23 protein-coding genes are annotated in these 23,332 nt (G+C 48.2%); 14 read left to right on the top strand and 9 right to left on the bottom strand.

What is annotated here, in order from left to right:
* Positions 1-38: 38 nt before the first annotated feature.
* From OLMES_RS18020 to OLMES_RS17955, 13 genes are all read left to right on the top strand, one after another.
* Positions 39-1,664, top strand: coding sequence for a CTP synthase (locus tag OLMES_RS18020; RefSeq protein ID WP_087462538.1), 1,626 nt, complete (start codon positions 39-41; stop codon positions 1,662-1,664).
* Between the two features lie 40 nt (positions 1,665-1,704).
* A complete protein-coding gene (kdsA, locus tag OLMES_RS18015; protein WP_087462537.1) occupies positions 1,705-2,556 on the top strand; it encodes a 3-deoxy-8-phosphooctulonate synthase in 852 nt (283 codons plus the stop codon).
* Positions 2,557-2,682: 126 nt separating this feature from the next.
* Entirely contained in the window at positions 2,683-3,975 is a 1,293-nt protein-coding gene (gene eno, locus OLMES_RS18010) for a phosphopyruvate hydratase (protein ID WP_087462536.1), read from the top strand.
* Positions 3,976-4,299: 324 nt separating this feature from the next.
* The gene (ftsB, locus tag OLMES_RS18005; protein WP_456299493.1) at positions 4,300-4,626 is read left to right on the top strand and encodes a cell division protein FtsB; all 327 of its coding nucleotides are present in this window, start codon (positions 4,300-4,302) and stop codon (positions 4,624-4,626) included.
* 31 nt (positions 4,627-4,657) lie between these two features.
* On the top strand, positions 4,658-5,455 hold the full coding sequence (gene ispD / locus OLMES_RS18000; RefSeq protein ID WP_198343400.1) for a 2-C-methyl-D-erythritol 4-phosphate cytidylyltransferase: 798 nt from the start codon (positions 4,658-4,660) through the stop codon (positions 5,453-5,455).
* 23 nt (positions 5,456-5,478) lie between these two features.
* The gene (gene ispF / locus OLMES_RS17995; RefSeq protein WP_087462534.1) at positions 5,479-5,952 is read left to right on the top strand and encodes a 2-C-methyl-D-erythritol 2,4-cyclodiphosphate synthase; all 474 of its coding nucleotides are present in this window, start codon (positions 5,479-5,481) and stop codon (positions 5,950-5,952) included.
* Positions 5,949-6,947 (top strand): tRNA pseudouridine(13) synthase TruD, encoded by a 999-nt coding sequence (truD, locus tag OLMES_RS17990; protein ID WP_087462533.1) that lies wholly within the window; start codon positions 5,949-5,951, stop codon positions 6,945-6,947. Before ispF ends, truD begins: the two co-directional genes overlap by 4 nt.
* A gap of 153 nt (positions 6,948-7,100) precedes the next feature.
* Complete coding sequence (gene surE, locus OLMES_RS17985) at positions 7,101-7,853, top strand: 5'/3'-nucleotidase SurE (RefSeq protein ID WP_087462532.1); 753 nt, start codon at positions 7,101-7,103, stop codon at positions 7,851-7,853.
* Positions 7,850-8,500, top strand: coding sequence for a protein-L-isoaspartate(D-aspartate) O-methyltransferase (locus OLMES_RS17980; RefSeq protein WP_087462531.1), 651 nt, complete (start codon positions 7,850-7,852; stop codon positions 8,498-8,500). Before surE ends, OLMES_RS17980 begins: the two co-directional genes overlap by 4 nt.
* Before the next feature lie 45 nt (positions 8,501-8,545).
* Positions 8,546-9,484, top strand: a complete 939-nt coding sequence (locus tag OLMES_RS17975) for a DUF368 domain-containing protein (RefSeq protein ID WP_232465140.1) — start codon at positions 8,546-8,548, stop codon at positions 9,482-9,484.
* A gap of 239 nt (positions 9,485-9,723) precedes the next feature.
* On the top strand, positions 9,724-10,527 hold the full coding sequence (locus OLMES_RS17970; RefSeq protein WP_087462530.1) for a peptidoglycan DD-metalloendopeptidase family protein: 804 nt from the start codon (positions 9,724-9,726) through the stop codon (positions 10,525-10,527).
* 99 nt (positions 10,528-10,626) lie between these two features.
* Entirely contained in the window at positions 10,627-11,628 is a 1,002-nt protein-coding gene (rpoS, locus tag OLMES_RS17965) for an RNA polymerase sigma factor RpoS (RefSeq protein WP_087462529.1), read from the top strand.
* Between the two features lie 303 nt (positions 11,629-11,931).
* Positions 11,932-12,492 (top strand): chalcone isomerase family protein, encoded by a 561-nt coding sequence (locus tag OLMES_RS17955; protein WP_087462527.1) that lies wholly within the window; start codon positions 11,932-11,934, stop codon positions 12,490-12,492.
* A gap of 63 nt (positions 12,493-12,555) precedes the next feature.
* On the opposite strand, the gene OLMES_RS17950 is transcribed toward OLMES_RS17955, so the two are convergent.
* The 9 genes from OLMES_RS17950 to metG all read right to left on the bottom strand — a co-directional run bounded on the left by OLMES_RS17950 (position 12,556) and on the right by metG (position 22,131).
* The gene (locus OLMES_RS17950; RefSeq protein ID WP_087462526.1) at positions 12,556-12,837 is read right to left on the bottom strand and encodes a hypothetical protein; all 282 of its coding nucleotides are present in this window, start codon (positions 12,835-12,837) and stop codon (positions 12,556-12,558) included.
* A gap of 205 nt (positions 12,838-13,042) precedes the next feature.
* Positions 13,043-13,678 (bottom strand): endonuclease III, encoded by a 636-nt coding sequence (gene nth, locus OLMES_RS17945; protein WP_087462525.1) that lies wholly within the window; start codon positions 13,676-13,678, stop codon positions 13,043-13,045.
* Entirely contained in the window at positions 13,678-14,406 is a 729-nt protein-coding gene (locus tag OLMES_RS17940) for an electron transport complex subunit E (RefSeq protein ID WP_087464550.1), read from the bottom strand. The genes nth and OLMES_RS17940 overlap by 1 nt, the downstream gene beginning before the upstream one ends.
* Positions 14,407-14,456: 50 nt before the next feature.
* Positions 14,457-15,137, bottom strand: a complete 681-nt coding sequence (gene rsxG, locus OLMES_RS17935) for an electron transport complex subunit RsxG (RefSeq protein WP_087462524.1) — start codon at positions 15,135-15,137, stop codon at positions 14,457-14,459.
* On the bottom strand, positions 15,134-16,183 hold the full coding sequence (gene rsxD / locus OLMES_RS17930; protein ID WP_087462523.1) for an electron transport complex subunit RsxD: 1,050 nt from the start codon (positions 16,181-16,183) through the stop codon (positions 15,134-15,136). The genes rsxG and rsxD overlap by 4 nt, the downstream gene beginning before the upstream one ends.
* Complete coding sequence (gene rsxC, locus OLMES_RS17925; RefSeq protein WP_087462522.1) at positions 16,183-18,522, bottom strand: electron transport complex subunit RsxC; 2,340 nt, start codon at positions 18,520-18,522, stop codon at positions 16,183-16,185. The genes rsxD and rsxC overlap by 1 nt, the downstream gene beginning before the upstream one ends.
* Complete coding sequence (gene rsxB / locus OLMES_RS17920; protein WP_087462521.1) at positions 18,522-19,121, bottom strand: electron transport complex subunit RsxB; 600 nt, start codon at positions 19,119-19,121, stop codon at positions 18,522-18,524. Before rsxB ends, rsxC begins: the two co-directional genes overlap by 1 nt.
* A 24-nt stretch (positions 19,122-19,145) precedes the next feature.
* Positions 19,146-19,727 carry an electron transport complex subunit RsxA gene (gene rsxA, locus OLMES_RS17915; protein ID WP_087462520.1) on the bottom strand — a complete coding sequence of 194 codons (582 nt, stop codon included), beginning with the start codon at positions 19,725-19,727 and terminating at the stop codon, positions 19,146-19,148.
* 373 nt (positions 19,728-20,100) lie between these two features.
* Positions 20,101-22,131, bottom strand: a complete 2,031-nt coding sequence (gene metG / locus OLMES_RS17910; protein WP_087462519.1) for a methionine--tRNA ligase — start codon at positions 22,129-22,131, stop codon at positions 20,101-20,103.
* A 100-nt stretch (positions 22,132-22,231) separates the two neighbouring features.
* On the opposite strand from metG, the gene apbC reads away from it, so the two are divergent.
* Positions 22,232-23,320, top strand: a complete 1,089-nt coding sequence (gene apbC, locus OLMES_RS17905) for an iron-sulfur cluster carrier protein ApbC (RefSeq protein ID WP_408635100.1) — start codon at positions 22,232-22,234, stop codon at positions 23,318-23,320.
* The last annotated feature ends 12 nt before the right edge of the window (positions 23,321-23,332 follow it).

Below are 23,332 nucleotides of genomic sequence, written 5' to 3'. Positions count from 1 at the left end.
CCCTAAAATTCAATATTCAAAACATCTACGGGAACTGCATGACGCGTTATATTTTTGTCACTGGTGGTGTGGTATCGTCCCTCGGGAAAGGTATCGCCTCAGCTTCTCTTGCTGCTATTCTGGAAGCGCGTGGCCTTAAAGTCACTCTGCTCAAGCTTGACCCTTATATCAATGTTGATCCCGGCACAATGAGCCCGTTTCAACACGGAGAAGTATTCGTGACAGAGGATGGTGCGGAGACCGATCTGGATTTAGGTCACTACGAACGTTTTATTCGTACCACAATGACCCGCCGCAACAATTTCACAAGTGGACGCGTCTACGAAGAAGTTATTCGAAAAGAGCGTCGTGGAGATTATTTGGGCGGGACAGTTCAGGTCATCCCTCATATTACCGACGAAATCAAACGCCGTATCGTTGAAGGTGCCGGTGAAGTTGACGTTGCACTGGTCGAGATCGGTGGTACGGTTGGTGATATTGAATCCTTGCCGTTTCTGGAGGCGATTCGTCAGCTTAAAGCTGAAGTGGGTTCGCAACGCGCGTTGTTCATGCATTTGACTCTGGTGCCCTATATTGCCACCGCGGGCGAAGTTAAAACCAAGCCGACTCAACATTCCGTAAAAGAAATGCGTTCAATCGGTCTGCAACCGGATATTCTGGTGTGTCGTGCAGAGCATGAGATTGATGCGTCATCACGCCGCAAGATTGCTTTGTTTACTAACGTCGAAGAAAAAGCGGTTATTCCATTACAGGATGCAAAGAGCATCTATGAAATACCGGGTTTGCTCCATCAGCAAGGTCTTGATGACATTATTGTGGAACGATTCCGCCTGGAATGTGGCGAAGCCGATCTACGGGAGTGGGATCGTGTTGTTGAGCTGGAACAACGTGTCGAGAAAGAAGTCACGATTGCCATGGTCGGTAAATACATGGACTTGCTGGATGCCTACAAGTCACTGATTGAAGCACTTAAGCATGCGGGATTGCATACGCATACCAAAGTGAAAATGGTGTATATCGATTCCGAAGAAATTGAAAGCAAAGGTGTCGATGTGCTGGCCAATGTGGATGGTATATTGGTTCCCGGTGGTTTTGGTGAGCGCGGCGTCGAAGGTAAAATCCGGACCGTACAATATGCACGGGAAAACAAGGTACCCTACCTGGGAATTTGTCTTGGCATGCAGGTTGCCGTTATCGAATACTCCCGTCATGTAGCGGGTTTGGAAGGCGCACACAGTACTGAATTCAACAAACAGAGTGATCATCCAGTTGTGGGTCTGATTACCGAGTGGGTTGATGCAGATGGTTCTGTTGAAACCCGAACAGATAAATCAGATCTGGGGGGGACCATGCGCTTGGGCGGGCAGGAGTGTCGTCTGATCGAAGGCAGCAAAGCCCATGCCTGTTATGGTAAAAATACGATTGTCGAGCGCCACAGACATCGTTACGAAGTGAATAATAAATATGTTGAGCGTCTCAAGGACGCAGGTTTAAACATCTCCGGCTATTCTGTAGATGGTGAGTTGGTAGAGGTTGTGGAAGTTGCAGATCATCCCTGGTTTGTTGCCTGTCAGTTCCACCCGGAGTTTACGTCTACGCCTCGCGATGGGCATGGATTGTTCTCTGGCTTTGTCAATGCCGCCGCTGCCAATAAGCGCAAGTGAACAATTGCAACTCTAGTTTTGCCACCAGTGATGTGTATTTATGAGTCAAAAACGAATTGAGGTGGCGGGAATTCCCGTCGCCAATGATCTTCCGTTTGTCCTTTTTGGTGGGATGAACGTGCTTGAGTCCCGAGACCTGGCTTTGCAGACTGCAGAAACCTATGTGCGAGTTACTGAAAAGTTAGGGATTCCTTACGTATTCAAAGCATCATTCGACAAGGCGAACCGTTCGTCTATTGCGTCATACCGCGGTCCGGGTCTGGATGAAGGTTTGAAAATCTTCGAAGAAATTAAAAAAACCTTCAATGTTCCATTGATTACTGATGTGCACGAGCCATATCAGGCCGAGCCTGTTGCGGCCGTAGTTGATGTGATTCAATTGCCAGCGTTTCTGGCGCGTCAAACTGATCTGGTTGCTGCAATGGCTAAAACCGGAGCCGTGGTAAATGTTAAAAAACCACAGTTCTTAAGCCCTTCGCAAATGGCAAATATTGTCGATAAATTCAAAGAAGCCGGCAACGACAAGATCATGCTCTGCGAGCGTGGTGCTTGTTTCGGTTACGATAATCTGGTCGTTGATATGCTGGGCTTTGACGTCATGAAGCAAAGCACCGGTGGGCTGCCCGTGATTTTCGATGTCACCCATGCGCTGCAATGTCGTGATCCTCAGGGTGCTGCATCGGGGGGCCGTCGTGCTCAGGTCGCCCAGCTCGCACGCGCGGGTATGGCGGTGGGTTTGGCCGGGCTTTTCCTGGAGGCACACCCGGATCCGGATCGTGCACGTTGCGATGGGCCAAGTGCGCTTCGTTTGGAAAAACTTGAAGCTTTTCTGGCACAGGTTAAGGCTGTTGATGACTTGGTTAAGGGTTTTGCTGAGTTGGATACCGCCTGAGGTCATCAAGAATATTAGGGCAAGTGATGATAACGGGGACGTCACAGGTGTGAATCGCACTGGAATCCCATGTGTCAAAATATCAGAATTCGTAAATAGTCAATCATAATTATTGGAGATCAGGTGATGGCGGAAATAGCAGATATCAAAGGGCGGGAAGTTCTCGACTCCAGAGGCAACCCTACTGTAGAAGCAGATGTAATCCTCACATCAGGTGTGGTTGGGACTGCTTGTGCACCTTCCGGAGCCTCAACGGGTTCTCGTGAAGCTTTGGAACTGCGAGACGGAGACAAAAGCCGTTATTTGGGTAAAGGTGTCCTGAAAGCGGTAGGTGCTGTCAATACAACTATACGTGACGCACTGAAAGGGATGGACGCGGCGGATCAGCGTACCCTGGATAACAAAATGCTGGAGTTGGATGGCACTGACAATAAAGCTAATCTTGGGGCGAATGCGATACTGGCTGTATCACTGGCTGCTGCAAAAGCTGCAGCACAGGATAAAGGAATTGAGTTATACGAGCATATAGCTGAGATCAATGGTACGCCGGGGCAATTCAGCATGCCTGTGCCAATGATGAATATATTGAATGGTGGTGAGCACGCCGACAACAATGTTGATATTCAAGAGTTTATGGTGCAGCCCGTTACAGCGCCAAGCTTTGCTGAAGCGTTGCGTGCTGGAGCAGAAATTTTCCACGCATTGAAGAAAGTATTGAAAGACCAGGGATTGAACACCGCTGTAGGCGATGAAGGTGGTTTTGCCCCGAACCTGGAATCGAACGAAGCGGCGCTGGCAGCGATTAAAGTCGCTGTGGGTAATGCGGGCTATGAACTGGGTAGGGATATTACCCTGGCTCTGGATTGCGCCTCTTCAGAATTTTACAAAGAGAATCAATATAATCTTGCCGGTGAAGGTAAGGTTTTCGATTCTGCAGGTTTCGCAACTTATCTGGATGAGTTGTCTCAAAAGTATCCGATCGTTTCCATTGAGGACGGCATGGACGAGAGTGACTGGGACGGTTGGGCGAATCTGACCAGGCAAGTTGGTGAGCGGGTACAGTTGGTCGGGGATGATCTTTTTGTGACGAATACTCGAATTCTGGGTGAAGGTATCGAGAAGAATATTGCCAATTCCATTCTGATTAAATTCAATCAAATCGGGTCGCTCTCCGAAACGCTGGATGCGATTAAAATGGCCAAAGATGCAGGCTATACCGCTGTTATATCCCACCGCTCTGGAGAAACAGAAGATACCACCATTGCCGATTTGGCTGTAGGTACCTGTGCAGGACAAATCAAAACCGGTTCTCTGTGTCGTTCTGATCGCGTCGCCAAGTACAACCGTTTGTTGCGTATTGAAGAACAGTTGGGCGATAAAGCACCATACCGTGGCCTGAAGGAAATTAAAGGGCAGTAATTCTCAAGCGAGGATAAAGTTCTCGATGAGAATGCCAAAGTGTGTGAGCGGTATGTTGCCAGCACTTGAGGTAAGCTGTTAGAAGAGTGATGCAAATCACTGAAGAAAGGCGGATTTATTCCGCCTTTTTTTGTTAATTTGTACAAAACTTTTTCGGATTATCCAGCCGCATCAGCTATTCTTTCAAAATGATCCGGTATAGTGGTGCCCCGGTTCGCGTTGGACGCGATGTTGTCATTTACTTTTTTATCGCTACTTCGAACTGCATGTTTGAGTCGTTAGGCTCTCTTAATTCATTGTTTTGGAAACATTAGGATTTTACCTGTGACCGTTCACGAGGGATTTCAGCCATCTGAGATTGCGAATGCGCCAACTTTGCTTAAATGCGTGTGGGGCGTGTCGCTGTTTTTGATTTTTGGATTGCAATTTCGATTATGGGCTGGGGAAGGAAGCTATGCACAGGTATGGAATCTTCAGCAACAGATTGAGCAACAAAAGACGTTAAATCAGCGACTTGCAGAGCGCAATTCAAAGCTTGATGCCGAAGTGATTGATTTGAAAAACGGGCGTAAAGCGATTGAAGAAAAAGCGAGAAATGAACTGGGCATGGTCAAAAAAGGTGAAACTTTCATTTTGGTTATCGAAGATTAAAAATTCGCAGACGGGTATTTGTTAGCGATGCATTCGTTTAGGAGACAGCAAAATCGAAGGTAAAATCTGGGCGGTAGCCCCCGCGGCGGGCGTCGGGCGAAGAATGAATGCCAGTGTGCCCAAGCAATATTTGTATCTTGGAGGTGAAACGGTTCTTGAGAGAACCTTGAAGCGCCTGCTAAGTGTGGTTCAGATAGAACGGATAGTCGTACCCGTCGCAAGTCATGATAATCGATGGTCAGGTTTTGATATATTTCAGCATCCGAATATTGAAACTTGCATTGGTGGAGAAGAACGTGTTCATTCCGTCTTGAGCGGTCTTCGATATTTGAGAAAAATTGCTGGTCCAGAAGATTGGGTTCTGGTTCATGATATCGCCCGCCCTTGTGTTCGGCGCACCGATATAGAAAAATTGATTCAATCGTCACTTTGTTCCGGTGTTGGTGGTATTCTGGCAGCACGTGTGTCTGATACATTAAAGCGAGCACGAACCGATATGGATTGCACTGATACGGATGATAGTACGGATAGTGCGGATACGGACAGTACCGCTGAAATTTCGGCCACCATTGACCGTACCCAGATCTGGCGTGCCTTTACCCCGCAAATGTTTCCATTGGTAGAACTCCAACACGCACTGGAGAGAGCTTTGGCGGACGGGGAGCTCGTAACTGATGAAGCTTCAGCAATGGAGTTACTGGGACAGGCACCCAAATTAGTCCCCGGAGCCGTAGATAATATCAAGATAACGGAATCTGCAGATTTGCAGTTTGCGGAGATGATTCTTGAACTTCAGGAGCAGGCTGAATGTCAGGAAACACAAAAATAGGTTTATTCGTTTAGGTTGTATTGATGAGAATAGGGCAAGGTTTCGATGTTCACGCTTTTGGTGAAGGTGATCATCTGGTATTGGGGGGTATAAAAATACCGTTCGATAAAGGCTTCAAGGCACACTCCGATGGTGATGTATTAATCCATGCCATAATTGATGCGCTTCTCGGCGCTGTTGGGCTGGGCGATATAGGACAACATTTCCCGGATACTGACAGTACTTACCGGGGAATTAGTTCGGTGCGATTATTGGAGCATGTGCTTAACCTGGTGGCGGAGAAAGGTTATCGAGTTGAAAATATTGACTCTACCATCGTGGCTCAGGCCCCCAAAATGTCACCTTATATTGCGAAAATGCGTGAATGCCTTGCGGGTGTTATTGGTGTGCCGGAAGGTGCTGTAAATGTCAAAGCGACCACAACAGAAAAGCTCGGTTATACCGGACGAGGTGAGGGGATAGCCTGTTATGCAGTCTGTTTGCTGGTGATGAAATGAACGACTCTGTCGAAACTTCCAAGCCATCTTTCGCACTTAACTGGCCCTATGCTTACGGTATTCCTGAAGCAAGCGGCATCATCCGCAGTACTAATTCCGACTTTCAAGTCGAAGAGATTTTGGGGTGGCAGCCAGAGGGGGTGGGTGAACACTTCTATCTTCTGATTGAAAAAGACGGACAGAATACGCAGTTTATCGCCCGTCGTATCGGAAATTATGCGCAAGTGCGCACGATGGATGTCGGCTTCTCGGGTATGAAGGATCGTCATGCTGTTACGAGACAGTGGTTCAGTATTTATCTGAAAAACAGTAGCGACCCGGTAGTTGAAAACTGGGATTTGCCGGGGGCAAAGATATTGGATGTGTCCCGCCATTCGAAGAAACTCCGACGTGGACAACATATAGCAAATCGTTTCCAGCTTGTTATTCGGCAATTCTCAGGTGATTCTGCCCTTCTCGAGAACCGGTTGAGCGCCATCAGAGACAGAGGTGTGCCCAACTACTTTGGCGAGCAGCGATTTGGCCGCGACTTGCATAACCTTAACGTTGCGCACGAATGGTTTTCCGGTGAGCGTAAAATTCGAGTGAAAGACGGCGGTATGTATTTGTCCGCGGCACGCTCATATTTGTTTAACCAGTTGTTGGCACATCGAGTAACTCAGCAGAGTTGGCAAGCGCCTATTCCCGGTGATGCTGAAATCAATGGGGGTTTGGCAGGGAGTCTCTTTGGTGAGAAAAACTGTCTGGAGACCCTGGACGCCGAAGCAAACCGAAATCGTGTGATAGAGGCCTGGCCAGTTTTTTCTGAGGGGCTGGTCCGAAATCGGATACAAAATGCGTATCGTGAATTTGTGCTGCAGCCAACGGATATGTCTTGGGCGTTGGATGGTGATACGCTTTCCATAACGTTTGTTTTACCCACTGGAAGTTTTGCGACTGCAGTGTTGCGAGAAGTGTTAAATTATCAAGAGTTTGAAGTAAAGCCCGCAGTGTAGCTCCCGCAGAGTAACTCACTCCCTCAGAGCAATTGCGGGTTCCGGAATTTAAATAAGGCAACAGTATACTAAACAGGCATGGAGCAGGTCTGACGAGTCACGGATAGACTCAAATAAAAACGATCATAAGTAAAATTTGGGGAGGAGGGCGCAGTGAAACTTTTGCTCGCCAATGATGATGGTGTCTACGCACCAGGTTTGCATATTTTGGCAGAAGTGCTGTCCAAAGTTGCGGACATAAAAGTGGTTGCACCAGATCGGGATCATAGCGGAGCCAGTAATTCGTTAACCCTCAACAGGCCGTTAAAACCCGTGTTAACCAGCAATGGTTTCTACAGTGTCGACGGCACGCCTACGGATTGTGTGCATCTCGGTGTTACTAATTTGTTTGACGTCGTCTTTGACCGGGTTGTTTCCGGGATTAATACCCATGCCAATCTGGGGGATGACGTTTTGTATTCCGGCACTGTGGCTGCGGCCACTGAGGGGCGTTTTCTGGAACAATGCCCGATTGCAGTATCCCTGGCAAATACCGGTGGGCATCACTATTCCACTGCAGCTCAGGTCGTGCTCAAACTATTGCTCAAGAGTGATAAATTAACCCTCCCCCCCAGAACAATTTTGAATGTTAATGTGCCAGATATGCCACTGGATGAGATTAGAGGGGTTAAGATAACGCGCTTAGGGCATCGAGCCCGTGGTGGTCTTCCAGAGCGTACGGTGGATCCACGAGGCCAGGAGCGGTTCTGGATTGGTTCTGCTGGCGAAGGCGATGATGCTGGTCCGGATACTGACTTTTGGGCGGTTGCAAATGGCTTTGTGTCGATTACTCCGATTTCAGTCGATATGACCCGTTACGATGTGGTTGATGCGCTGAATGCTTGGGTGCCAGGGGGCGAATTATGAATCTTCAAGGCATTGGCATGACCTCACAAAGAACGCGGCTGAGGCTGATTAATCGGTTGAAAGAGTCGGGCATTCGAACTCAAGACGTGCTGGAGGCAATGGCAAATACTCCGCGGCACATCTTTCTGGATGAGGCGCTCGCCCATCGAGCTTATGAAGATACGGCATTGCCAATCGGTTATAACCAAACGCTGTCGCAGCCCTATATTGTGGCCAAAATGACAGAGCTTACACTGGAAAATGACCCGCAACGGATACTGGAAATTGGTACTGGTTCAGGCTACCAAACTTCGATTCTCGCTCAACTTGCAAAAGAAGTGTACAGTGTGGAGCGCATTAAGCCTCTGCAGGAGAAGGCTCGGCAACGATTCGTTGCAATGGGCTTGAGAAATATTCGGTTGCGGCATGCTGATGGTGGAATGGGATGGCCTGAGGCTGCACCATTTCATGCAATTATTGTTACTGCCGCTCCAGAGGATGTGCCCAGAGAATTATTGTCACAATTGGCAGATGGAGGACGCCTGGTTATTCCGGTAGGTGGCCAGTCGCAACAACTCATGGTTATGACGCGTACTGGAAACGAGTTTTCGAAACGGATCGTGGAAGCGGTCCGGTTTGTCCCGCTTGTAGAAGGTACTGTTCTGTAAATTCAGCCTATCGTTGCTATAGAATTAAAGCCAAGGAGCAAATTCGTGCAAAAGGAAAATCGCTTGATGTTGGTGTTCAAAGGAATGGCCATGGGAGCGGCGGATATTGTGCCAGGTGTCTCAGGTGGTACGATTGCATTTATCACCGGTATTTATCAGGAATTGATAGATACATTGTCAGGGGTACATCCCAGGTTGTTAGTCGAGTGGCGAAATAATGGATTCCTGGCGTTCTGGCAGGCTCTCAATGGTAATTTCCTGATTTGTCTGTTTTCCGGAATTTTATTGAGCGTTTTCAGTTTAGCGAAGCTGATCAGTTATTTACTCGTCGCACATCCACAACTTGTCTGGTCTTTTTTCTTCGGTTTGATCATTGCCTCGGTATGGCATGTTGGTAGACAGGTTCAGCGCTGGAGTCCGATGGTCATCGTGACATTTCTGCTTGGGGCTGCTATTGCTTATATGATAACGACAGTTACCCCTGGAGCCGTGGAACCCACGACCTTGAATGTATTTCTGGCAGGAATGGTGGCGATTTCAGCTATGATTCTTCCCGGGATCTCCGGCAGCTTTATCCTGTTATTGTTGGGGCTGTATCAGGCCATACTGAGCGCTGTGAAGTCGTTAGATTTCGTCACGATCGGCGTTTTCGGCGCAGGCTGTGTTTGTGGGCTGCTGGCGATGTCTCACCTGCTTTCCTGGGCATTCCGGCGCTTCCCAGAATTGGTGCTGTCGTTGTTGTGTGGTTTTATGGTTGGCGCTTTGAATAAGGTGTGGCCTTGGAAACATACCGTTTCATTTAGAACCAATTCTCATGGTGAGCAAGTGCCGTTGGAGCAAATTAATGTTATGCCGGAGCAATACCATGTTTTAACCGGTATGTCTCCCGAAACAGGAGAGGCGGTGATGTTAGCGATCCTGGCGATTTGTCTGGTGCTTGCCCTTGAGTGGCTCGGGAAAAATATGAGTAAATCCGTTAGGTGATTTATTGAGCAATGTTTCACAGGAAAAATGTGAACCAGTTGTTACTTTTTAGTGTTTCCGTTCGTAACATGTGAATATAGTTGTAACCCAGTCTGGTTTAAAAATGATCTAAAATAACCTTGAAATCAATAAGGTTAGCGAACCAAGTTAATCGAAAAGGAAAAGTTTTTATTCTTTTTTTTTATAAACGGCTGAACCTAACCCTGTATTTGTTATTTTAAGGTGTGCGCTGGGTCAGAATGAACAGATTGCTGTTGTCCAAAAAATACACAGTTCATAAGTTGTCCACTGCGCCAGGTCTTATTATTTTGGTAGTGTTGTTACTTCTGTGGGGGTGCAACAGTACAGATATATACCAGGACCAAAACTTCAATCCTCCCGTTTATTTTGGCACTCACGTTGTCCGTAAGGGCGATAGTATGTATTCAATCGCCTGGCGATACGGTCGTGATTATGTCGAGCTTGCAAATGCCAATGGAATAGCGGCTCCGTACGTCATCCAAGTTGGACAGAAGATACGACTGGATCTTAAGGGATCACTTGAAAAGAGTGAACTTAAGCCCGAAGTTACAAAGAGAAAACCCAAACTTACAAAAAATAACAAACAAACAAATGCAAACAAAGGCAAAATAAAGCCCAAGGTCACCAGTAAAAAGGTTGACTCGGGGATTGTCTGGCAGTGGCCACATGTTGGCCCGGTAATTGCGAGATACTCCGTTGCCGGTAACGTTAATAAGGGCATTGATATAGCCGGCAAACCGGGTGAACCAGTTTTATCAGCTGCGGCTGGAGAAGTGGTGTACGCAGGCAGTGGGCTGTTGGGTTACGGAAAACTGATAATAATTAACCACAATGACCAGTACCTTAGTGCATATGCTCACAACAGACGTATTCTGGTCAAGGAAGGTCAAAAAATAAGGGCAGGAGCCAAAATCGCTGAGCTGGGATCTACGGGAACGAACCGACCTAAATTGCACTTTGAAATTCGCAAAAAGGGAAATCCGGTCGATCCGTTACGATATCTACCCGCACGGAACTTATAGGGGTAGTCCATATAACAACTAGGTAACCGTCCTTCGAACCAGATATAAAAACAAATAGGGGTTTGGGACAGTACTCAAAAAAAATGCAGGGCTAGTGTTATGTCAGCAGAAAGAGAAGAATATATTGATGATTTGGCGTTTGACCAGGAGGAAGCTGGTGTTGTTGAAGCGAGTGATGATGGAGATGACGACAACGATGTTTCCGGCGTTGTAACCCGCTTGGATAGTCGACGGTCTACACGGGGTGGTGCTGAGCCCGGTGCATACCGTCAATTGGATGCGACTCAGATTTATCTTAACGAAATTGGCTTTTCACCACTGCTTACACCTGAAGAAGAAATTTATTTTGCGCGCCTGGCGCAGAAAGGTGACGAAGCAGGTCGTAAACGAATGATCGAGAGTAACTTGCGTCTGGTTGTTAAAATCGCCCGTCGCTATGTTAACCGAGGTTTGTCGTTACTCGACCTGATTGAGGAAGGTAATTTAGGACTGATCCGTGCCGTAGAAAAATTTGATCCCGAGCGCGGGTTCCGATTCTCTACGTACGCGACCTGGTGGATTCGACAGACTATTGAACGGGCCATTATGAATCAGACCCGGACGATTCGTTTACCGATTCATGTTGTTAAAGAACTGAACCTCTACCTCCGAGCCGCTCGAGAGCTCACTCAAAAACTCGATCACGAACCTACCCACGAAGAAATTGCAGATCTGCTCGATAAACCGGTTGAAGACGTTAAACGAATGATGGGCTTGAACGAGCGCGTTACATCGGTTGATTCTCCGATTGGCGGTAGCTCTGACAAGTCGCTTCTGGAGACGGTTGCGGATGAGAGTGCAAGTGACCCGGCAGAACTGCTGCAAGACAGTGATTTACGAGGCAGCATTGATGATTGGTTGGATCAGCTCTCGGAGAAGCAGCAAGAAGTCATTGCGCGTCGCTTTGGGCTTCGAGGCTATCAAATGAGTACCTTGGAAGAAGTTGGCCGCGAAATCGGTTTGACGCGTGAGCGCGTCCGACAGATTCAGGTTGAAGCTCTCAAGCGTCTTAGAGATATTCTCGAAAAGCAAGGCCTCAGCGGTGAAACGCTGTTTAAATAAGATATCGCTTTAAATCGCGTCTTCTAAAAAACCACCCCCAGGGGTGGTTTTTTTGTCTTGATTAAGGTGTTCCCTGATCGTTTTTTCCCGCTGGCCATTGCCGAATCAAATTGTAACTGAATTGTTATAAAGTGCGGTGTTTTGGTAATCGGATGAGAACTATTGAGCATTATCAGCAGGTGCGAGCTGTTAGAATAGCCGCACATCTTAGTGATGTACATCTTACCGATGTATGTGATTAAGCATATGCAAGGTAGGGCTTTCAGAGTTCAATAAAAATTCTAATTTAGGGATAACACTAAAATGAAACAAGTAATTACTGCCTTTGTACTTTCAATGGTACTGTCTCCACTTGCAATGGCTAAAGAAGTTGCCGGTGTAAATATTGATGATACGATGAGTGCTGCAGGGAAAACACTGAACCTGCAAGGTGCTGGAATTCGTACCAAATGGTTTATGGATATCTATGTGGGTGGCTTGTACACGGCTTCCGGTTCCCGGGATGCAATGGCAGTCATCAATGCTGATGAGCCTCAAGCGATTAAGCTGCACATGGTTTCCGGATTGGTTACCAGTGAGAAAATGCAGAGCGCAACCAATGAAGGTTTCGTGAATGCGACAGGTGGAAATGTTGCGCCGATTAAAGCGGACATCGATGCGTTCATGGGCGTTTTCCAGGAAGAAATTAAAGAAAACGATGTTTTCGATCTGGTTTACGTGCCTAGCAAAGGTGTTGAGGTTTATAAAAATGCAAAGCTGAAAGATACAATTGGCGACATGACTTTCAAGAAGGCCCTGTTCGGCATTTGGTTGTCTGATAACCCTGCTCAGGATGACTTGAAAAAAGCGATGTTGGGTAAGTAATATCCCGCATTCTTGAAAAACGACAAAACGGAGCATTGTGCTCCGTTTTTTGTAATTGCGATATTACTGCGAACGTTGATGAGTGTTCATCACCGACATCAATTCAGATATCTGGTTATTGAAATGGAATCCGGCCTCAGTTAAGTCTCGCAGTCCGCGATAGAACTTCTCAATCGCAGTTTTGTGGTTGAGTTTCGCAGGTTGAGCTGTTTTGCTTAAAAACTTCGACTTTTCGATCAATGCGAAAGGCTTATCGACTAGGTTTTGGTGTACTGATTCGATATTAACAATTGCTTTTTCAACACGCTGCAACATCTTGTCGTTCATGCTACCTGAATAAATCATAGTGTGTCTCCAGTGTTCATGCTTGAAAGAGTCGGTGAATGGCCTGATTGGCCTATTGCACTCGCTCTACGCTGCTAACAGACCGGCCGTATGACCGGAGCAGGTCATTATTGAGTTATTCTTGAGCTAATTTTAGAGTAGTAGCTCTAACTTGGCAAGAGTATTTACTCTAATATGATCTCGGAGGGGGAGTTCATAGAAGACCCTAGTCCAGCGTTTTCTCTTTATACTCGCAGAGGTCTGATATCAGGCAGGCATTGCATTTGGGCGAGCGCGCAGTGCAGATATAGCGTCCGTGCAAAATGAGCCAGTGGTGGGCATCCAGCAGGAATTCTTTAGGGGTGAGTCGGAGTAAGCGATCTTCAACTTGCCTGACGTCTTTGCCTTTAGCAATGCCTGTCCGATTTGATACCCGGAAAATATGGGTATCGACTGCCATGGTTGGTTGGCCGAAAGCGGTGTTAAGCACAACGTTAGCTGTTTTCCGGCCAACGCCGGGTAACTCTGTGAGTTCGTCTCGGGTTTGTGGTACTTCCGAGTCGTGTTTGGTTACCAGAATTTCACAGGCTTTAATAATGTTTTCGGCTTTGCTGTTATATAACCCTATCGTCCGGATGTACTCTTTTAATCCTTCCAGTCCGAGCTTCAGAATCGCTTCAGGTGTATTCGCAACCGGAAATAGCTTTGCTGTTGCCTTGTTGACGCCCTTGTCTGTTGCCTGTGCTGACAATGTTACCGCAACCAGCAGCTCAAATGGTGTGTCGTAAGCCAGCTCAGTTTCAGGAGACGGGTTTTCGGCTCTCAGACGAGTAAAAATTTCCGTCCGTTTCTCTTTATTCATTAGCCAACATTTCCTGTGACTCGGACCCGTTTTGACACGGCTGTTTTCTCGATTTTTTGGCTCTGCAGTTTTTTCTTGGCGCGTTCATCCAGAATGTTTTTCCCGGCGATTAGTAAACCCATTCCAAAAAAAGCACCCGGGGGAAGTATCAAGAACAGAAAATCCTGATAGCCATCCATGAGGGTGATCTTCCAATGGATTGCCGCTTCTCCGAACAGTAATTCCATGTTGCTGAACAATACCCCTTGACCAATCGTTTCCCGCAAGGCTCCGAGTACTACAAGTACAATGGTGAAACCAACGCCCATCATCAGGCCATCAAATGCCGAGGGGAGTACAGCGTTTTTGGAGGCAAATGCATCGGCTCTGCCGAGTATGGCGCAGTTTGTAACAATAAGTGGGATGAATATGCCCAGGATTTGATAAAGCTCATACGTAAATGCTTGCATCAGCAGTTCTGCGCAGGTCACGAAGGAGGCTATGATCATTACGAATGCAGGTAAGCGCACCGTTTCGGGGACAAAGTTTCTGATCAACGAAACGGAGGTATTTGAACCGACCAGAACAATAATGGTTGCCAACCCGAGTCCTAGTGCGTTCACAACGGTACCGGTTACTGCGAGTAATGGACACAGGCCGAGTAGTTGAACCAAGGCCGGGTTATTTTTCCACAAACCATTGTGAGCGATCTCACCGTAATCAGTTCGTGATTTTGAAGGGGGCGACATATCGGTAACCGGGATGTCAGTATTATCTGCGTGTTCCATGGCCTGTCTCTTTATTGAATCGTGGCAGGATGCGTATTTGTTGTGGAAGCTTGCTTATCATCTGTCTTATCACCAGTGAGTAACAATTGTGCTTTATTCTGATGAAAATAGCGTAAACTCCCATGTACTGCTTTAACTACGGCTCTTGGCGTGATGGTCGCGCCGGTTAACTGATCAAATTCGCCTCCGTCCTTTCGGACTTTCCAGCTGGTTTCTGAAGTGTTGTCCAAAGACTTACCGGTGAACGCTAGAATCCAGTCTGATTTTCGAACTTCGATCTTGTCGCCAAGGCCGGGTGTTTCTTTATGTTTCAGCACCCGAACGCCTTTCAGTGTGCCATCCCGCTCGATTGCAGTGATCATCTCAATGGTGCCGCTGTATCCATCCGGAGCGATGGTCGGCAATATAACCGCTTCGACGTTATTTTGTTTTTTGGCAAGATACGCAACGGTCGATGTTTGAGTGCCAAGCAAGTCAGACTGTGGCAGTTCGAGTGTATCTGCCAGCAAATCGTTGTCATGCTCGTTTTCCGGTACAAGTTCCAGCAGGGCTTTAGATTGTGCTTTCCGGATTTGATAGTCAATTTCATCCCGAGTCAGCATTTTGGTTGCCGCAATCAAGCCTGCTGTGATGATAGCGAAAAGTCCCAGACCAATCGCACTTCTTAAAACGGACTGAGTAATCGTATTCATCGACGTTTTCCTGCAATGCCTTTGTTAGCTTTGCCGTGCCCGTATGTTCTTGGCTGGGTATAGTAATCGATAAACGGCGCGGCAAAATTCATAAGCAATACAGAAAAGGCAATTGCATCAGGATAGTTTCCATAGGCGCGTATGATGTACAGTAACAGGCCGACCCCTGCACCATACCATAATTTTCCGAGCTTGCTTGAAGGGCCTGATACAGGATCAGTCGCAATAAAAAAAGCACCTAACATCGTCGCACCGGCACAGAGGTGCAATAGTGGTGGCGTGGCTTGGTCCGCATCCCAGCCGAACGCAAAAGCCATCAGCGTCAAGCTTGTAATGAGGGCAACCGGGGTATGCCACGTGATTACTTTTTGTAGTATGAGATACAGTCCACCCAGGAGAAACGCGAAGTTGACCCATTCCCACCCTTTTGCGACCAGTGAGCCAAAAGAGGCGTGCTGGGTTACGACTTCGGCGGTGGCATGACTGATTTCATGTTTGTAAATATCCAGAGGTGTTGCTGCTGTAAATGCGTCGATATTTTCAACAGAAAAACTGCCGAATAAGATAGCCAGATGCTCGATAAATGAAGGTGCTTGGGCAATTCCGTCAGGTGTTGCCCAAGTCGTTGTCATCGGTAGGGGGAAGGATATCAGAACGAGTGCATAGCCCGCCATGGCTGGATTGAAGGGGTTGTAACCCATTCCGCCATACAGGTGTTTGGCGACGATGACGGCAAAAAGTACGGCGACCATTGATGTCCACCAGGGTGTGAATTGTGGAAGTGCAATGCCCAGCAGGATGGCAGTAACGAGTGCGCTGTAATCCTTGATATAAAAGCCCACCGGGCGTTGCCGAAGGCGCATGATGAGCGCTTCTGCTCCGATGGCGATCAGGCTGCACCAAATAATATTGATCAGGTTTCCCCAGCCAAAAAAATAGGTGAGCGCTGCGATGCCCGGTAGAGCGGCGATTATTACTTGCTGCATGATCCAGGAAGTCGATTGTGGCCCGGTAACATGCGGTGATGAAATATTAATCCAAGCCATTAAAAGCCTCGGTCATGGGTCGGTTTTGTTGATGGACTGGTATCATTTTTTGCGGTCGTAGACGAATTTTTCCGCGCCTCTTCAAGAGCTTGCTCTGCAGCGGACAAACGCATCTCGTTTTTTTGCACAGCCCTTTGCAGTTTCTCAACCAGTTCTGGTTGATGCGCTTTGGCATCATCCAGTGATGATTTCATATTGTCGAGTTTGAGTCTGGCCTTTTCGACATTCTGTTCCAGTTGCTCGATCTCGATTGGCAACGTCGCAGTGGCTGATTGAGCGGCTTGCCATTCCTGTTTGGCTTGTATCACTCTGCCTTCGTTTTTGTCGATTGCTCTGATCATCTTTTCCCGCGCAGGATCACCTTCTGGTAGATCAGCAAGCGTGTTTTGGAGCTTTTCCTGCTTTGCTTGCGCTTTTTCATAGATCGCCTGTAACTCGTCGAGACTTTTCTCTGTCGTTGGGGGGACAGCACTCGTTCCTGGCGATACTTGTGATTCGCTAGTCACTGTTTCGCTCGCGCTTGGAGTATCTGCCGAATCTGGTTTCTGGTTGTTTTTGGCATCTTCAAGAGCGAGCCGCGCCTGCTCTACACGAGTTTCATTTTTGCTGATCGCCCGTTCCATTTTTTCCCGTGCCGGGTCATCTGACTCAAGTTCTTGCGCAGTGGCCTTGAGTTTGTCCAGTTTGGCTAAGGCCTTGTCATAGTCTGCCTGAATATCAGCCAGGGAGCGCTGAGGCGTGTTTTCCGTTTTCGTTCCTGTTTTCGAATCTGTGGCTGGAGCTGATTTCTTGGCTGCGACGCGTTCCAGTGCGGCTGCAACTGCTGCTTTTCGATCATCTGGAGCGGCGGCGCTTTTAGGTGGCTCATCAGCGTTTGCCTCGGCTCGCTTCTTGGCTTGTGCTTGAGCTGCCGCTTCTGCGCGGGCTTTTCGTTTTGCATCTTTTTCGGCCAGTTCGCGTTCCTGACGCTCCTGACGGAATTCAAAGCGGTTTCTTGCCTTGTCGGATTTGGCCTGTTCCAGGCGGTTTTGCCGGATTTCCCCTTTTGCGTAACGATAATACTGAACCAGCGGGATTGCGCTGGGGCAGACATAAGAGCAAGCACCACATTCAATGCAGTCTGCGAGATTGTGGTGTTCTGCTTTTTCGAACTCTTGTGCTTTCGAGAACCAGTAGAGCTGTTGGGGAAGTAATTCCATCGGGCAGGCTTCAACACAGATTCCACAGCGAATGCAGGCTTGTGCGGGTGGGGGGGGAGGGAGCTCCTCCCGTGTTCCCGCGATAATGCAGTTGCTGGTTTTGATTGCAGGCACATCTGCTGACTGAATGGTGAACCCCATCATCGGGCCCCCCATAATAGTTCTCGAAATCTGCTGTTCCCGGGCTCCGGCGAGCTCCAACAACCAGCCTACCTGGCTTCCGATCAGTATTTCATAGTTGCCCGGCTGTTGCAGAGCATCCCCGGTGAGCGTGATAATTCGGCTGATTAGCGGTTCATCAAAATAAACAGCCCTGTAGATTGCAGCTGCTGTTGCGACGTTCTGGCACATCACGCCGACATCAGCCGGAATCGAGCCAGAAGGTACTTCCTGTCCGGTCAATATTTTGATCAGTTGCTTTTCCCCACCGCTGGGGTATTTTGTTGGAATAACGACCACCTGGATTTTGGTGCCAGCTACCGCGGCGCGCATGGCATCAATGGCTTCCGGTTTATTGTCTTCTATGCCGATCAGACATTCATCCGGTTCCAGTATAAAGGCCATAATTTCCAGACCGAGGATGATTTCGCTCGCTCTTTCGCGCATGAGCATATCGTCGGCGGTGATGTAGGGTTCGCATTCCGCACCATTCAGGATCAGGGTTTTTACTTTGTCCTGTTTCGGGGGATGCAGCTTTACTTCCGTCGGGAAGCCCGCACCACCCATACCCGCAATGCCTTTGTCCCGAATGATGTGCAGGATTTCATTTGGCGATAAATCCGTGTAAGACGCCCGTTGCTCAAGCTGGATCCATTGATCATTCCCGTCGGGTATAAGAACAATGCAGCAGTCCGTCATGCCTGAAGGATGGGCCACAGGAAGATCGCAGATATCTGCAATCGTTCCCGAAGTCGGTGCGTGTACAGCGGCACTAATAAAGCCGAGAGGCTCTGCGAGTTTCTGCCCTTTGAGAACCGTGTCTCCAACTTTTACCAGTGGATCTGCGGGGCCACCAATATGCTGTTGCAGAGGGATAACAAGCTGCCCGGGGATGCCTGCTGATTGAATCGGATTTTGGTTGGATACAGATTTGTGTTCGGGTGGGTGAATACCACCATTAAAATCCCAAATTTGACGCATTAAGCTGCGGCCTCCTCACGAGGGTTACTCTCCACAATTGTGGAGCGGTCAGATGCGATCAGGTTTTCCGGTTTTTGCCAGCCCCAGCTGCGAATCGTTGTCGCTACTGGTAGCATATCAATACAATCTACTGGGCAGGGCTCGACACAGAGGTCACAACCGGTGCACTCATCAGCTATGACAGTATGCATTTGCTTCGCTGCACCTAAAATTGCATCTACAGGGCAGGCCTGAATGCACTTTGTGCAGCCAATGCATTCGTCTTCGCGAATGTAAGCGACCTGTTTTCCTTTTTCTTCGCCATGCTCCTCATCCAGTGGCAGTGGCTCAACATCGAGCAGGTCTGCCAGTTCCTGAATGGTATTCTCACCGCCAGGTGGGCATTTGTTGATAAGATCGCCACCTGCGATGGCTTCGGCATAAGGTCTACAGCCAGGGTAACCGCATTGTCCACATTGGGTTTGGGGTAAAATTGCATCGATTTGATCGACAATGGGATTGCCTTCAACTTTGAATCGAATAGCTGCATAGCCCAAAATTACGCCGAAAACCAAGGCCAGGCCGAGCATGGCAAATACAGCAGTGCCCAGAACAGTCATTTTGATCGTTCTCCAAGGTGAGTTCTAAATGTTAACCAGACCGGCAAAGCCTAAAAATGCTAATGACATCAAGGCAGCGGTGATCATTCCGATGGATGCGCCCTTGAAAGGTGTTGGGACATCGGCGACGGCTATTCGCTCTCGCATTGCAGAAAACAAGACCAGCACCAACGAAAAGCCGGCCGCTGCGCCGAAGCCATAAAGTATGGATTCGATAAAGCCATTCTGTTTTTTGATATTGAGCAGCGCGACCCCGAGTACGGCACAGTTTGTAGTAATGAGTGGCAGGAATATGCCGAGTACGCGATACAGTAACGGGCTGGTTTTGCGGACAACCATTTCGGTAAATTGCACAACGACGGCAATGACCAGAATAAATGTGATGGTCTGCAAATATTCCAGGCCCAACGGTTTGAGCAATAGCGTGTACGAAAGGTAGCTACACAGGGATGATAATGTTAGTACGAATGTGGTCGCCAGGGACATGCCCATAGCCGTTTCCAGTTTATTGGAAACACCCATAAACGGGCAGAGTCCAAGAAACTGTACCAGTACAAAATTGTTTACCAATATGGTACTAACCAGTATTAGCAGGTATTCGGTCATGGGTCCGAAAACAACCTCTTTATGTTAAGTGTCCAAATGCAACCGGCTATTATCCTTATCTTGATGGTGTGGTTCAAGAAACTTTGCAGGCTGGATCAGGATTCTTTTTCTGTTTAACTCAGACGAACGGAATGCGAGGATGATAGATGTGGGCATTAGGTCTGTGTACATCATTCGGGATAAGTTGTCAGAGCTTTTTTAGCGTGGGCTGGATCAGGGAGTTAACAGGAATAAATACCAGGAAATAACCTGTGTAGATGAGCTAGGATCTGAAAGCCAACATTAAGGTGGAGTGTGTAAGGCTGCGAAATCAAGACATGGCAAGGCTAAAACTGGCCTGCAGGGCAACTGACCTGCAGGCCTGGACAATTTCTTACTGGATGCGCATGCCGGGTTCAGCCCCGGAATCCGGGGCCAGTAGCCAAATGCCTTTTTTGCCGCGACCCGCCGCAAGTACCATTCCTTCAGATAATCCGAACTTCATTTTTCGGGGTTTCAGGTTCGCGACCATAACGGTCAGTCTGCCTTCCAGTTCTTCCGGTTTGTATGCGGATTTAATGCCGGCAAATACATTTTTCTTGACGCCACCGACATCCAGTGTCAGCTGAAGCAGTTTGTCCGCGCCGTCAACGTGCTGCGCTTTTTCGATTATCGCTACTCTCAGATCGACTTTCGCAAAATCGGGGAATTCGATTTCTTCTGCGAAAGTCTCATCTTCTTTGGGTTGTGTTAATTCTGCTGTTTTGATTGCAGGATCACCTTCTTTTGAGTCTTCAATCATTTGTTCAATCTGTTTCGTGTCGATGCGACTCATCATGGCCTTGAATGGTTCGATCTTGTGCCCAAGCAACAAGTCGGCACGGGATTGCCAGGTCAATCTTGTGTTCAGGAAAGCTTCCGCATTGGCTGCGGTTTCCGGCAATACCGGGGCAAGATAGGTTACAAGCAGTCGGAACATGTTGATTGCGTTGGTGCAGATCGTGTGCAGCGCTTGCTCTTGTCCTTCCTGCTTGGCGATGACCCAGGGTTCTTTATCGTTTATGTATTGATTGGCCGTATCAGCCAGCTCCATGATGTTTCGCATGGCTTTGGCGAATTCCCGGTTTTCGTAATGGGCTTCAATGTCGCTGCCTGCATTGATAAATCGGGCCATCAGTTCGGGTTCGGTGCACTCGCTCGCCAGTACACCCGAGAATCGCTTGGTTATGAAGTTTGCGCATCGACTGGCGATATTTACGACTTTGCCCACAAGATCGGAGTTTACTTTCTGTGCGAAATCCGCCAGGTTTAAATCCAGGTCATCCACGTTGCTGGTCAGTTTTGAGGCAAAGTAATAACGCAGATATTCGGGTTTAAGGTGGTTCAAATAAGTCCGCGCCATGATAAATGTGCCGCGAGACTTCGACATCTTTGTGCCATCCACGGTAACGAAACCGTGCGCGTATACCGCAGTTGGTGTTCTGAATTGAGCCGAAGAAAGCATTGAGGGCCAGAACAAGGCGTGAAAATTAATGATGTCCTTGCCAATAAAATGATAAAGCTCCGCTTTTGAGTCTGCACCCCAATACTCATCGAAGTCCAGGTCGTCACGACGTTCGCACAGGTGTTTGAAACTGGCCATGTATCCAATGGGTGCATCCAGCCAGACGTAGAAGTATTTGCCGGCTTGGCCCGGAATCTCGAAACCAAAATAGGGCGCATCCCGGCTGATGTCCCATTCCTGTAATCCGGCATCCAGCCATTCGGCCAGTTTATTGGCAATCTGCGGTTGTAGCGTTCCGCTGCGAGTCCACTCCGTCAGGAAGTCTTGAAATTCCGGAAGCTTGAAGAAAAAGTGAGTCGAGGCCTTGTTGACCGGCTTCGCACCGGATATTGCAGATCTTGGGTCGATCAGTTCTGCAGGGGTGTAGGTGTGGCCACAGGCTTCGCAGTTGTCACCGTATTGATCTTCGGCCTTACAGCGAGGGCAAGTGCCTTTGATGAACCGGTCTGCGAGGAACATTTCCTTCTCCGGGTCATAAGCTTGAATAATTTCCCGTTGTGCGATTTTGTTATCAGCTACCAAGCGCTCATAGATCAATGCGGATAACTCACGGTTTTCTTCCGAGTGGGTGGAATGGTAGTTGTCGAATTCGATCAGAAAGTCAGCAAAATCCTGCTGATGTTCCTCCCTTATCCGGTCTATGAGTTGTTCGGATGTGATGCCCTCACGCTCCGCTCTTAACATTATTGCAGTGCCATGGGCATCATCCGCGCAGACGTAAGTGCAGTGCTCACCGCGCATTTTTTGATAGCGAACCCAGATATCGGTTTGAATGTATTCCAGCAAGTGGCCTAAATGAATGGGTCCATTGGCATAGGGTAAAGCGCTCGTAACAAGAATTTTGCGGGGTGTATCTGACATAAGTTTTCCAGTCTGCTTCTTTATTCTGGGGCTGATGGTAATTGAAAACTGCGTTATGATAGCGTCTGAGCTCAAATTTTTCATCTGGAGATTCAATCCATTGGACAGACAAGAAATCGAACACGCGATAAGCGGTTATCGTGATCCATATTTAAATCAGAGTCTACTTGAGTCTGGTGCCCTGAAAGATATCCGAATTGATGGTGCTAATGTTGAAGTTGACCTTGAGTTTGGCTACCCCATCAAAGGTATACAGGGTGGGATTGAGCAGCTTGTTACCAATGCCATTGAAAATGTTGATGGCGTGGAATCGGTGTCTGTTGCGATACGAAGTGTGATTACCGGTCACAAGCCTGCTAATGACGTTCAAGTTCTGGATAAAGTCAAAAACATTATTGCGGTTGCGTCCGGCAAAGGTGGTGTTGGCAAGTCCACCGTTTCGGCAAACCTGGCGCTGGCGCTTGCCGCTGAAGGGGCAAGAGTCGGAATACTCGATGCGGATATTTATGGGCCGAGTGTGGGAATGATGTTGGGGGTTCCCGAGGGGCAACGCCCTGAAGCCCCTGAAGGAAAATACTTTTTACCAATTGAAGCGCACGGTATACAGGCCATGTCAATGGCGTTTCTGGTGACGGACAAAACGCCCATGGTCTGGCGGGGCCCTATGGTGAGTGGCGCTTTGCAACAGTTGTTGACGCAAACCCGTTGGGATGAGCTTGACTATCTGATAATTGATATGCCACCGGGAACCGGAGATATTCAGCTCACGCTGGCTCAAAAAGTGCCGGTTACAGCGGCAGTAGTGGTTACTACACCGCAAGATATTGCTTTGCTGGACTGTAAAAAGGGCATTGAGATGTTCACCAAAGTGAATATTCCTGTATTGGGTGTGGTGGAAAATATGAGCCTGTACCACTGCCCGAAATGCGGACATCTTGAGCCGATTTTCGGCGAAGGCGGGGGCGAGCGAATCGCGCAGCAGTATGGGGTCGATTTGATTGGCCAGCTGCCACTGAATCGAACTATCCGTGAGCAGGCAGACTCGGGTTGTCCTACCGTGGTTGCTGAGCCGGATTGTGAAGTTGCACTTTTGTATCGGGATATGGCTCGAAAAGCGGCTGCGCTTTTGAGCGCTCAAGAAGCTGATCCTTTGGCTATGCCCGAGATCATTATGCGGAGTCAGGATTAAGGCCTGCGGACG

The organism is Oleiphilus messinensis (assembly GCF_002162375.1).
GTDB classification, from domain to species: domain Bacteria; phylum Pseudomonadota; class Gammaproteobacteria; order Pseudomonadales; family Oleiphilaceae; genus Oleiphilus; species Oleiphilus messinensis.
The sequence above is the reverse complement of the archived record's forward strand: the minus strand, read 5'-3'. Positions and strand labels throughout refer to the sequence as shown.

Bases quoted from the DNA above. Each gene is read 5' to 3' on its own strand.
- kdsA (WP_087462537.1), top strand. From the start codon at position 1,705: ATGAGTCAAAAACGAATTGAGGTGGCGGGAATTCCCGTCGCCAATGAT.
- OLMES_RS18020 (WP_087462538.1), top strand. From the start codon at position 39: ATGACGCGTTATATTTTTGTCACTGGTGGTGTGGTATCGTCCCTCGGG.
- metG (WP_087462519.1), bottom strand. From the start codon at position 22,131: ATGTCAGATACACCCCGCAAAATTCTTGTTACGAGCGCTTTACCCTAT.
- truD (WP_087462533.1), top strand. From the start codon at position 5,949: ATGAACGACTCTGTCGAAACTTCCAAGCCATCTTTCGCACTTAACTGG.
- rsxC (WP_087462522.1), bottom strand. From the start codon at position 18,522: ATGCGTCAAATTTGGGATTTTAATGGTGGTATTCACCCACCCGAACAC.
- ispF (WP_087462534.1), top strand. From the start codon at position 5,479: ATGAGAATAGGGCAAGGTTTCGATGTTCACGCTTTTGGTGAAGGTGAT.
- OLMES_RS17950 (WP_087462526.1), bottom strand. From the start codon at position 12,837: ATGATTTATTCAGGTAGCATGAACGACAAGATGTTGCAGCGTGTTGAA.
- OLMES_RS17980 (WP_087462531.1), top strand. From the start codon at position 7,850: ATGAATCTTCAAGGCATTGGCATGACCTCACAAAGAACGCGGCTGAGG.
- rsxG (WP_087462524.1), bottom strand. From the start codon at position 15,137: ATGAATACGATTACTCAGTCCGTTTTAAGAAGTGCGATTGGTCTGGGA.
- rsxA (WP_087462520.1), bottom strand. From the start codon at position 19,727: ATGACCGAATACCTGCTAATACTGGTTAGTACCATATTGGTAAACAAT.
- OLMES_RS17940 (WP_087464550.1), bottom strand. From the start codon at position 14,406: ATGTCGCCCCCTTCAAAATCACGAACTGATTACGGTGAGATCGCTCAC.
- rsxD (WP_087462523.1), bottom strand. From the start codon at position 16,183: ATGGCTTGGATTAATATTTCATCACCGCATGTTACCGGGCCACAATCG.
- eno (WP_087462536.1), top strand. From the start codon at position 2,683: ATGGCGGAAATAGCAGATATCAAAGGGCGGGAAGTTCTCGACTCCAGA.
- nth (WP_087462525.1), bottom strand. From the start codon at position 13,678: ATGAATAAAGAGAAACGGACGGAAATTTTTACTCGTCTGAGAGCCGAA.
- OLMES_RS17955 (WP_087462527.1), top strand. From the start codon at position 11,932: ATGAAACAAGTAATTACTGCCTTTGTACTTTCAATGGTACTGTCTCCA.
- rsxB (WP_087462521.1), bottom strand. From the start codon at position 19,121: ATGACTGTTCTGGGCACTGCTGTATTTGCCATGCTCGGCCTGGCCTTG.
- OLMES_RS17970 (WP_087462530.1), top strand. From the start codon at position 9,724: ATGAACAGATTGCTGTTGTCCAAAAAATACACAGTTCATAAGTTGTCC.
- rpoS (WP_087462529.1), top strand. From the start codon at position 10,627: ATGTCAGCAGAAAGAGAAGAATATATTGATGATTTGGCGTTTGACCAG.